The organism is Bacillus sp. V33-4 (assembly GCF_002860225.1).
Taxonomy (GTDB): Bacteria; Bacillota; Bacilli; order Bacillales; family Cytobacillaceae; genus Bacillus_BJ; species Bacillus_BJ canaveralius.
This window is the reverse complement of record NZ_PGVC01000041.1, coordinates 1-9,974: the sequence shown is the minus strand read 5'-3', so window position 1 is coordinate 9,974 and position 9,974 is coordinate 1. Positions and strand designations below refer to the sequence as shown.

13 protein-coding genes and 1 tRNA gene are annotated in these 9,974 nt (G+C 38.7%); 8 read left to right on the top strand and 6 right to left on the bottom strand.

Going from position 1 to position 9,974, the window contains the following annotated elements:
• Positions 1-493 precede the first annotated feature (493 nt).
• Positions 494-670, top strand: coding sequence for a hypothetical protein (locus CVD23_RS15190; RefSeq protein WP_180955680.1), 177 nt, complete (start codon positions 494-496; stop codon positions 668-670).
• Positions 671-710: 40 nt separating this feature from the next.
• Here the strand turns inward: CVD23_RS15190 and CVD23_RS15185 are convergent, their stop codons facing one another.
• The 3 genes from CVD23_RS15185 to CVD23_RS15175 are packed head-to-tail and all read right to left on the bottom strand — an operon-like array spanning position 711 to position 2,738.
• A complete protein-coding gene (locus CVD23_RS15185; protein ID WP_180955679.1) occupies positions 711-1,274 on the bottom strand; it encodes a GNAT family N-acetyltransferase in 564 nt (187 codons plus the stop codon).
• A gap of 5 nt (positions 1,275-1,279) precedes the next feature.
• The gene (locus CVD23_RS15180; RefSeq protein ID WP_101666477.1) at positions 1,280-1,816 is read right to left on the bottom strand and encodes a GNAT family N-acetyltransferase; all 537 of its coding nucleotides are present in this window, start codon (positions 1,814-1,816) and stop codon (positions 1,280-1,282) included.
• Positions 1,817-1,826: 10 nt separating this feature from the next.
• Positions 1,827-2,738, bottom strand: coding sequence for a DMT family transporter (locus CVD23_RS15175; protein WP_101579667.1), 912 nt, complete (start codon positions 2,736-2,738; stop codon positions 1,827-1,829).
• A 161-nt stretch (positions 2,739-2,899) separates the two neighbouring features.
• Between CVD23_RS15175 and CVD23_RS15170 the strand changes: the two genes are divergently transcribed.
• The 3 genes from CVD23_RS15170 (at position 2,900) to CVD23_RS15160 (ending at position 4,201) form a co-directional block, all read left to right on the top strand.
• On the top strand, positions 2,900-3,595 hold the full coding sequence (locus CVD23_RS15170) for an MgtC/SapB family protein (protein ID WP_101579668.1): 696 nt from the start codon (positions 2,900-2,902) through the stop codon (positions 3,593-3,595).
• Positions 3,596-3,693: 98 nt separating this feature from the next.
• Positions 3,694-3,766 (top strand) — tRNA-Ala (locus CVD23_RS15165).
• 192 nt (positions 3,767-3,958) lie between these two features.
• Complete coding sequence (locus tag CVD23_RS15160) at positions 3,959-4,201, top strand: hypothetical protein (RefSeq protein WP_101579669.1); 243 nt, start codon at positions 3,959-3,961, stop codon at positions 4,199-4,201.
• Between the two features lie 446 nt (positions 4,202-4,647).
• Here CVD23_RS15160 and CVD23_RS15155 read toward each other — a convergent pair whose 3' ends face one another.
• Positions 4,648-5,682: a potassium channel family protein gene (locus CVD23_RS15155; protein ID WP_101579653.1), complete on the bottom strand. Its 1,035-nt coding sequence runs from the start codon at positions 5,680-5,682 to the stop codon at positions 4,648-4,650.
• A 134-nt stretch (positions 5,683-5,816) separates the two neighbouring features.
• A complete protein-coding gene (locus CVD23_RS15150) occupies positions 5,817-6,158 on the bottom strand; it encodes a nuclear transport factor 2 family protein (RefSeq protein WP_257988527.1) in 342 nt (113 codons plus the stop codon).
• A 263-nt stretch (positions 6,159-6,421) separates the two neighbouring features.
• Here CVD23_RS15150 and CVD23_RS15145 point away from each other — a divergent pair, with 263 nt between their 5' ends.
• Positions 6,422-6,601, top strand: a complete 180-nt coding sequence (locus CVD23_RS15145; protein ID WP_101579651.1) for a hypothetical protein — start codon at positions 6,422-6,424, stop codon at positions 6,599-6,601.
• A 123-nt stretch (positions 6,602-6,724) separates the two neighbouring features.
• Here the strand turns inward: CVD23_RS15145 and CVD23_RS15140 are convergent, their stop codons facing one another.
• A complete protein-coding gene (locus CVD23_RS15140; RefSeq protein ID WP_142382907.1) occupies positions 6,725-7,006 on the bottom strand; it encodes a hypothetical protein in 282 nt (93 codons plus the stop codon).
• Positions 7,007-7,494: 488 nt separating this feature from the next.
• On the opposite strand from CVD23_RS15140, the gene CVD23_RS15135 reads away from it, so the two are divergent.
• From CVD23_RS15135 to CVD23_RS22020, 3 genes are all read left to right on the top strand, one after another.
• Positions 7,495-8,940 (top strand): DEAD/DEAH box helicase, encoded by a 1,446-nt coding sequence (locus CVD23_RS15135; RefSeq protein ID WP_101666475.1) that lies wholly within the window; start codon positions 7,495-7,497, stop codon positions 8,938-8,940.
• 305 nt (positions 8,941-9,245) lie between these two features.
• Positions 9,246-9,461: a hypothetical protein gene (locus CVD23_RS15130; RefSeq protein ID WP_101575912.1), complete on the top strand. Its 216-nt coding sequence runs from the start codon at positions 9,246-9,248 to the stop codon at positions 9,459-9,461.
• A gap of 46 nt (positions 9,462-9,507) precedes the next feature.
• A complete protein-coding gene (locus tag CVD23_RS22020; protein ID WP_180955678.1) occupies positions 9,508-9,678 on the top strand; it encodes a hypothetical protein in 171 nt (56 codons plus the stop codon).
• The last annotated feature ends 296 nt before the right edge of the window (positions 9,679-9,974 follow it).

Here is a 9,974-nt window from a genome sequence, read left to right as displayed (position 1 = left end):
CTTAAATAAAAATAAACTTAACGTTGACGTTTTTGCTTGCTTGTTCAGTTTTCAAAGAGCAATTTTTACTCGTTATCGCTCAGAAGCGACCTTCTTAATATAACATAAACTTAAATCGAATGTCAACAATAAATTAATTATTATCAAACAGTTTATTTAAATTTATTCGCCTCATTTTCAAGGCGGAAAATTAATATACCACGGATAAAAAATGTTTGCAATATAATTTTAAGAAATCGCAAATTATTTATTTCTTGTCCTTTGTTTAACCCTTTTTTATCATTATTATTCTTATTTAACTGAGATAGACTGACCTTCTCTTATTTGCTCTGAACAGTTTCCACTAAGTGATAATAGCAAGGAAATGTTATGACACGCATAATACAGCGGTATGATTGCTTTACATTGTTTTTCGCACAGGATAATCTCTTTTGCATAATGAGGACGAGCAGTACATAAACTGATGGTAGTTTAAATGAAAAGGTGTGGAATCATGGCAGAAACCTTTGCACTATATCTTTCATTAGTTATGGCAATATTTCTGATTGCGTTTGCCTATTTCGAAGCAATAAAAATATCGAATGCCGATGGCAAAATATATGGGGGTACATTCATTTTTAGCGTGACATCAGGATTTATTTTTTTCGGTTTTACGCATATTTTTATGTAATTTCATGATTTGGATCCGGATAAAAATCCGGATCCCTTGTTTACCTATGCGAATCATTTACAATAGCGGAGATAGCAGCGTCAACAAACTGGCCCTTTTCGAAAAATCTCTTCTTTAATATACCTTCATATTCAAAACCATTTTTCTCAAGTACCCTTCTCGAAGCAGCATTGGCAGGATCATAGAAGGCCTCAATCCGATTTAACCCCATTTCCTTAAAACCATAGTGAACGATTTGTTGGATTACTTCAGCCATGATTCCTTTATTCCAGAAGTCAGGATGAAGTTCATAGCCGATTTCCGCTTTAAAATGTTCAGGCTCGATCGCATGAAAGCCGCATGTTCCGATTAATTGCTCAGGCTGTTCTTTTAAATCAACCGCCCAGCGGAGTTGCTCGCCTGTACGGTAGCGTTGCTGCAATCTTTGAATCAGATCAACTGCTTGCTGTTCATCCGTAAATGATGCCAGATCATAGTATTCAGTTACTTCATTCTTTGAAAAATAAGAAAACATCGCAGGAGCATCTTCCAGTCTCACTTCTCTTAAATACAGCCGATTCGTTTCCAATATCGGAAACTTTTCAAAAGCAATCTCGATCCCCATCTATACTAATCGCCACTACTATTATTTTTGAGTAAATTCTTTATGTTATCCCAGTGATATGCTGTTTCTTTATATTCTTTGCCGCCAATGTCGATCATCTGTTCAGTTAGCTTTATTGGCTTAAAGCTTTCATAAAAAAGCCTGCTTGGATTATCATTAAGCACCCAGACAACCACTGAACTAAAACCATTGGCCAATAATGCTTCTGCCCCTCTTTTGAAGAGTTTTGTCCCAACTTTATTTCCTTTGTATTCATTAAGAAGATAAATCGCATATAATTCGCTATCAGCATCGAGTTCACCTGTGCGCTCTTTGCCAAATGAAGCAAAGCCAATGATCTTGCCTTTTTCTTCTGCGACAAAAACGGCTGCACCTGGCTGAGGTGAAGATAGGATCTGCCTCCATATTTTCAATCTTTCATCTTCACTTAATTCATCAAGGAATTGTTGACTGACAATACCTTGATACGTCTGTCTCCAGCTTTTCACATGCACTTCGGCAATTCCAGCAGCATCTTTTTCCATTGCTTCTCGGATTATCATCTTTTTCCCCCTAGCTTGGAGCTGATTTTTCTTTTAACTTTTTCATCTTTATTCTTCGTTCATCCATTAAAAACATTGAAATTCCCATAATTACAATCATTCCGCCGACAATTTGTGTCATTATAACCTGTTCCCCAAGTAAATAGTAAGCCAGTACTGCCGCTCCTACTGGCTCGAACAAGATTGCCATTGAAATCGTTGATGTGCTCAGCCATTTCAATGACCAGTTAAATAATGTGTGGCCCAACAGCGTGGGTACGACGGCAAGCAATAAAAAGTAAATCCAATCTCTGCTGGCCGTTGGAATTAATGGTTCATTTCTTACCATTACATAAACAAACAAAGTTAAAGCACTTATACTGTAAACAACAAATGTATAAGTCATCAGCGATAGCCGTTTTCTGACTGTTTGTCCGAATAATAAATAGGCTGTTATGAGCGCACAGGCTGCCAATGCCAGCAAATCTCCGAACAGCGCGATGCCGCTAATTCGCAAATCACCCCAGCTAATAATAATACTTCCCACGATAGCGACAATCCCGCTCATGATTGCTTTTGCTGTCAGCGCTTCTTTAAAAAACAAATATGTCCCGACGAATGCAAATAATGGCTGCAGGGTCACAAGCACAGTGGAGCTGGCGACAGACGTATAGTTTAACGATTCAAACCAGAGGATGAAGTGAAACGCTAAAATCACTCCCGCAATCATAGAGAAAAGCCAGTCCGTTTTCCTAATAAGACGGAGCTCGGACACATACCTTAGAAGAAAAAATGGCAGCATTAGCAGCACTGAAAACAACAGCCGATAAAAAGCAATAACTCCGGCAGGTGCTGACGATACTTTCACAAGAATCGCAGAGGTGGATACGGATATCACCCCGATTGCAAGGGCAAGATATGGGTTTATTCTCGGTTCATTCATGCCTGTACTCCTTGCCAGTTGCTATTTAGAATTTATATACATAATATTACAACGTTTCATCATAAAATTTCTATACTATTACAAATTTTTATGAGAAGGATTAACTTTTTTCAAAATCGGTTAATATACATCAATACAACTTGATTTATGGGAGAGAAAGAATGACACATGCAGAAATAGAAGTTTTAATTAAGTTAGGGATATCAGCAGTGCTTGGCCTTGTGATCGGCCTTGAGCGTGAAATTAAAAGAAAGCCGGTCGGTTTAAAAACGAGTCTTGTTATTTCAATTGTCAGCTGTTTGCTGACGATTGTTTCAATTGAATCAGCCTACATGTTTCCGGGCAGTGACTCAGTTAATATCACGATGGACCCGTTGCGACTCGCTGCCCAAATCGTTTCCGGAATTGGATTTCTTGGTGCGGGGGTTATTTTACGGAGAGGCAATGACAGCATATCAGGCTTAACAACTGCCGCGATGATCTGGGGAGCAGCTGGAATCGGAATTGCCGTCGGTGCCGGATTTTTTTTGGAGGCGATTGCCGGTGTCACGTTGCTGATCATCAGCGTCGAATTCATGCCCTACTTAATGGGGCTAATCGGGCCAAAGCAACTCCGGGAAAAAGAAATTCGCCTGCAATTAAAAGTGCGCGAGAAAAAGAATATTGCTGACATTATCACACATATTAAGAAAGAGAAAATTTCGATCAAAACCATTCGTATTAAGGATCTCGAAGAAGGCGACCAACTCGTCCAGCTAATCATCACGGTGCATTTCAAACGATTGACGACCGATGTATATTATGCAGTCTCGGACATTGACGGCGTCGGCAATGTTGAAATAGAAAACCTTCATTAAAAAGAGGAGCGATTTTTTGCTCCTCTTTTTAAATTTCGCTTGCATATAAGGAAAGTTCAAGCTATAATCTTTTTTGTACCTTAACAAAGCTTCATCCCGGGGAATTAGCTCAGCTGGGAGAGCGCTACGCTGGCAGCGTAGAGGTCAGGGGTTCGAGCCCCCTATTCTCCATCACCGGAAACCCTTAGAGCCTCAATAGTTCTAGGGGTTTTTCTTTTTCTCCAAAAACTACTCGAAAATAGCCATTGATGTAATATTGATGTAAATCTCAAAAAGTGCCGATTAAAATGAAACTTTATTAAAACCCACTCGTATAATAATAAAAGGGCAACATTTAAAAGCGCGCCCTTCAGTGGTATAATTATGAAGTATTATCAGGATATTCCAGCCGTGATCTCTAATCCTGATTACGCCGGACAAAATCCAAAAGAACCAGGCACAGTCGAGTTATATAAGGCGATGAGCGATCATTGTCTGTTGGCCATCAAAATGAGTCCGACTACTGGCCTATTTTTAGGTTCATTTTATACTCTCAACAATGGCCAAAAAAAGGTGGCCGGCCGACTAAGAACAGGAAGAATATACCCGTTTTCATTTTTCAAATAACATGGACCAGAGATGACGGAAGGACACAAAATGACACTTAGGGTTTACAAAAGTAAACTATTTGGGTATCATAAAGGTGTAGAAAGCACGCATGTAATCGGACAAAACTGAATATATTAACTCCGTAAAGGACTTTGAGGTGGGAAAGGTTCCCCACGCGCTACCCGCGCGCAGCAAGTTTTGGGTAGTTACCAGAGATCAGGATTGCCGCCCTGCAAAATCATTTACATTAAGACCATCTTCTTCGGAAGATGGTCTTTTTTGATTTATCTAACATAGCTAATTCAATGAAATTTTATAACCCATAATATAATTATAGTTACAGAAAACCGCACAAAAATGTAGAATATCTTTAATAATTTGAAGATACAGGCCGGCCATTATGAAGAACGCTGAAAAGCAGTCCTCGTTTATGACGGACCGCTTAGAACAAGGGCATATATTATTTAGTGTGTACCTGCGATGCTTGTATATGTCTGCTCATCACATATCACAAACAGTTTAGCATTTTCCGGAATACGATCATTCGGCCTGCGGGCAATATCGAGGCTGCTGCCGTCGGAAATTAATGTTGCCCCCATTTCAAATAGCTCAATGGCAGCGTCCTTGTATGTGTTCCAATGTGGTTTTTTAACAATTTCATACAGATTGTCTCCATCGGCCTTGCTTAACAACTGTTTAAAAAGTTTGCTTGAACCGTGATGGATTGCGGCATGGGCCATCAACCGTGAGACAGACTCGTTTGATAGGATGAATTCATCAACATTTGCATGCTCGAACAGGGAAATATGCTTTTCCTTCTTGATTTCCACAATAGTGTAAATACTTTTTTCATGCTGTTTCGAGATATGCTCCACCCTTGAAGCGATCAATAGCGTTTTCCCATCAGCATATTCAGATAACTCCATTTTATCATCCGTAAAAATAGACACGGATTTTGACTCAAGGATATTGGCCCGCAGCAGCACGTCTTCCTCAGCCGGGTCGCCGCTCACAAAGTGTACTCTTTCATGGTCGATAGGAGATTTGCTTGCATTATCAATAACAACGATGTCAGTTTTGTGTCCACTGCTAATGATTTCTTCCAAGACATTATGCAATTTGTCCTGTGAGGAACCAATTAAGATATAATGGTCTTTCCCTGCATATGTCAATTTGCCTTCCTCCTTTCGCCGCTGGTATAAGCTTAAGCTTTCAAATATCTTCCCGATCATAATCCCCATAGCACCAATTCCAAAGGTGTACAGAAACACCATTGTCAGAATCCGGCCAAAATCACTCTTCGGAAAGTAGTCACCATAGCCAACAGTGACAATTGTTGTCATCGTCCACCAAACCGAATCAATGAAACGCGGGAATGTTTCTGGTTCAATTTTCTGCATAATTAAACTGAACAAGGCAATTACGATAACTGTTCCACCAGCTACTTGCCACAAGCTAACCTTAACAATTTTCGAAATCAACTTTTGTAATATCCACATCTCGTCTCTCCCCTAGTAATGCCTAAAGTTGTACTGTGGTGTCTTTTTTCTTTTTCTCAGGACTTCACCTAATCATTTCATACTAGTACGAGCAACATCTTATAATGCAGCGCGCACTTCTTCAATCATGGTGTTCATCTAATAAACCAAACTTTTGCTATTTTATCCTCTTTTACTTCATAGATGGCAATAGCTTCTGTATTGACGCCGCTTGCCCTTCCGGTAACATACTCATGATCAATGACAATATTGCCTTTTACGGTCCTTGATAAGAGCTCAGCGTTCTGACTTGGATTATCAGCAAAAAGGTTTGTATATCTTTCTCGCATTTTCTCTATTCCGGTATACAGTGCTTTATTTGAAGGAAAATCCAGTACTTCAACGTCATCTGAATAAACCTGCAAGAATTGTTCAATATCCTGATTGTTGTATGCATCCAATTGCATTTGTGCAAGCTTTGCGGCGTAACTGTTCAACATTTTCTCTCCTCTGTAATACATGTGTTTTTTATTCATTATATTAAATGAAAGCGGCTAAATAAAGGCAAGACTAATACAAAACCATCTTCACCTTGGTTATTCACGCAATTGTTTTATGATATTTGTTTGCTGAATATGAAACTATCAGGTTTTTTCTGTGCTTCAAAACAACTTTAAGTAATCTTCATCATTGGCAAAAGCCGTTACAGCTTGTACAAGTCCTGCATATCATATAGCAAGTAAACAAGGAGGTGATGTGTATGTGGTATGATGGCTACGACAAGTTTAGTAAGAAGCATAAATGTCATCCGAAAAAGCAGCATGAGGACAAGTATTATGACAGTAATGGAGACTATGATCAAGAGCATGACTGGTATTGTAAGCCTAAAAAGAAAAAACCCCGCGAAAAGAAATTCTTAAAGTGCTTTTTAGTAGATTAAGGCACTAAAATCCCATTTAAAGCCACCTCTTATTTTAGGTGGCTTTTCTGCCATTTTGCAATAATAAAACAGACTGGCCTGCTTACGTACGGTCCGACAGCATTAGGCCAGCTAAATGCAGAATTATATTTTCACCCTGCCAATACCATTTTCAATGGTTATTTCGGTACCGTATGACTCTGAAAGATCCTTGAGCCCTTGCAAAATATCTTGATTATAAGATAGTTTCGGCCAGCCACGGTTATACCTGGGAAGATGATAGCCAAGTTCAAGAGGATACAGGATTAGCTCATCCAATAATCCATCTGTCATTTTCCAGAAGGGCAGGACCGATTCATAAACAGATGGCATAGATGCTAACCCGATTGCTCCATTTCTCGACCTCGCGTCTAACGCATCAGCCACCGTATCATAATGTCCCAAACCATAATTTTCATCTTCGGCCTTCTGTCGATATCGCGTCCCTGATTGTCAAACACTCCCCTTATCGGTTTGTCTTACATACACCCTGTACCCATTAATATATCGGTAAAAAATGACCGACCACCCTCCATCATCGTGTTGATTAGTTTCAGGTTTGTTGAGTCAGGCTTAATTAATTTCTTTGCTCTCTCTTCATTTGATTCTGCTGCAGCTTATCGACTATTCATTTGCCAGCGAAGTAAATTCCAGTATATGCCGGGTGGTATATTATTGTGTCATGGTATGGGTAATAGATTTTAAAAGTTCTTTATGAAGTGCTGGATCACTTCCTTTTTTATAATTCAAAATAAAAACCCCGACTTATCTGGTATTTCAAGTATAATGAACCATAGTCAGATTTTGCATATGATATTTCTTTGAGGATAATCCTATATATAAGTCGGATAAATACAAAAAAACGAGGTTAATACATGAGTGAAAGTAGTTTTGACGATTATAATTTAAGCGATGAAATAAGAAGAGCACTTTCTGTGTTAAAATACGAAGCTCCCACAGAGGTTCAGGGTCAAGTAATACCAGTAGCACTGAAAAATGAAGATCTTGTAGTAAAATCCCAAACAGGCAGTGGCAAGACTGCAGCCTTTGGTATACCTATTTGCGAAATGATTGAATGGGAAGAAAAAAAGCCACAGGCATTAATCCTTACACCAACTCGGGAGCTAGCTGTTCAGGTTCGGGAAGATATCACGAATATTGGAAGGTTTAAACGTATTAAAGCGATGGCCGTTTATGGTAAAGAACCTTTTGCGAAACAAAAAGAAGAATTGAAACAAAAAACTCATGTAGTCGTCGGTACACCTGGACGTGTGATGGACCATATCGAAAGAGGAACCCTAGTTTTGGATAAAATAAAGTATCTTATTATCGATGAAGCTGATGAAATGCTTAATATGGGTTTTATCGACGACGTAGAAGCGATTATTAAAGAAATCCCTTCAAGCAGAGTAACGATGGTATTTTCTGCTACATTGCCTAAAGATGTTGAAAATCTCTGTCACAAATATATGAAAAATCCTATTAATATCGAGATTGCTGCTACCGGGATAACGACGGATACAATTGAACATATCTTGATCAAAGTGAAAGAAGATGAAAAGATTTCACTGCTTAAAGACGTTACGGTCGTTGAAAACCCTGAGAGCTGCATCATTTTTTGCCGAACAAAAGAACATGTCGATACAGTGTATGCCGAATTGGATGAGTCCAATTATTCTTGTGAAAGACTCCATGGCGGGTTAGAACAAGAAGATCGGTTTGCAGTTATGGATGGATTCAAAATGGGGAATTTCCGTTATCTTGTCGCCACCGATGTAGCGGCGAGAGGCATTGATATTGATAATGTGACACTTGTCATCAACTATGACATTCCAATGGAAAAAGAGGGCTATGTCCACCGAACAGGAAGAACCGGACGTGCCGGCAATAAAGGAAAAGCGATTACGTTTGCAACACCTTATGAAGACAAATTCATTAAGGCAATTGAAAAATATATTGGCTTTGAGATCCCTACAGCGGAAGCGCCTGGACATCAGGAAGTTGCTAGAGGAAAAGCCGCTTTCGAAGAAAAGCTCAGCGGCCGCCGGGTTGTGCAAAATAATAAAACAGCCCGAATAAACAAAGATATCATGAAACTCCATTTCAGCGGCGGAAAGAAGAAGAAGATTCGAGCTGTCGATTTTGTTGGAACTATTGCGAAAATCCCTGGAGTAACAGCAGATGATATTGGAATTATAACGATCCATGATAATTTGTCATATGTTGATATTCTTAATGGAAAAGGCTCTTTAGTGTTGCAAGCCATGGAGAACACAACAATCAAAGGAAAGAAGCTGAAAGTTAGCAAGGCGTTTAAGTAAATAAATCCTCAACAAGGACGATCATGCCAAACCATGATTGTCCTTTATTATTCTCCACAATAATCGGATAGCTGAATGAGTATATAAGATAGACCTGCCCGTGTTTTTCCCTTTAACTTATTACATTGTGAAAGAACCAGGTGCTTTTCCTATTTACATCAGATAGGAACATAATAAAGATTAAATTTGGTGATAATGGTAAAATAGAAGTTAAGGATTAATCCTATGGACAAATTGCTAAAGTGGATTGGAGGAATGGCGTCACCTTTTGTGTCTAAACATAGATTTAAAAGGAGTGTTGATAAATGACTATGACTACAATCACTTTCGCCAATAACCAAAAGGAGTTGGATCGTAAAATTGAACAAATTACACAAGACCATGAACGGCTAAATCCTGAAAGCACAGTTGAGATTTCTTATTTAGATCCGAAGTTAAAAGATATTCATTTTCTACCACATCAAACCATACAATTATTAATCGGGATACGAATAGTAGAAAAAGAAAATGACGATAAATAAGCATCGCTAATCGTGCTTATTTATTTTAAAAAAATGAGGTGAAAAGGTGGCAGATAAAAACAAGTACAAGACTGGTGAAATAGTAAGAATAAAAACCACTGATGAACTAGTAACAATAAATAAATGGCAGTATGTAAAGAACATGAAGGAGTACTCTTATACCGTAAAAGAGCATCCATCAACTTTTTATTTCGAAGATGAACTTCACAGTCAATAACAAATTATTCAATGCTGTGTCACTTGCATATGTTGTACAAGGTGACAGGCACCCCTCATTGATACTCATGCCATGTGTTGGTGGTTTATGTGCATAAAGTGTTAACATGATTGAACCAGCGATGAGCTGGTTTTTTATATTTTTCTAAAAATGGTTAGTTGTTTAGCAGTCACCTGTCCTTATAAAAAGAAAACGAATAGCTATCATTATTATGTTGTTGGTCTCCAAACTTATCTGTAGAGTAGAAAACAGGAATTAGATATTGTCTTCTTGTCCTCGGGTTTCAGGGTGTTCCA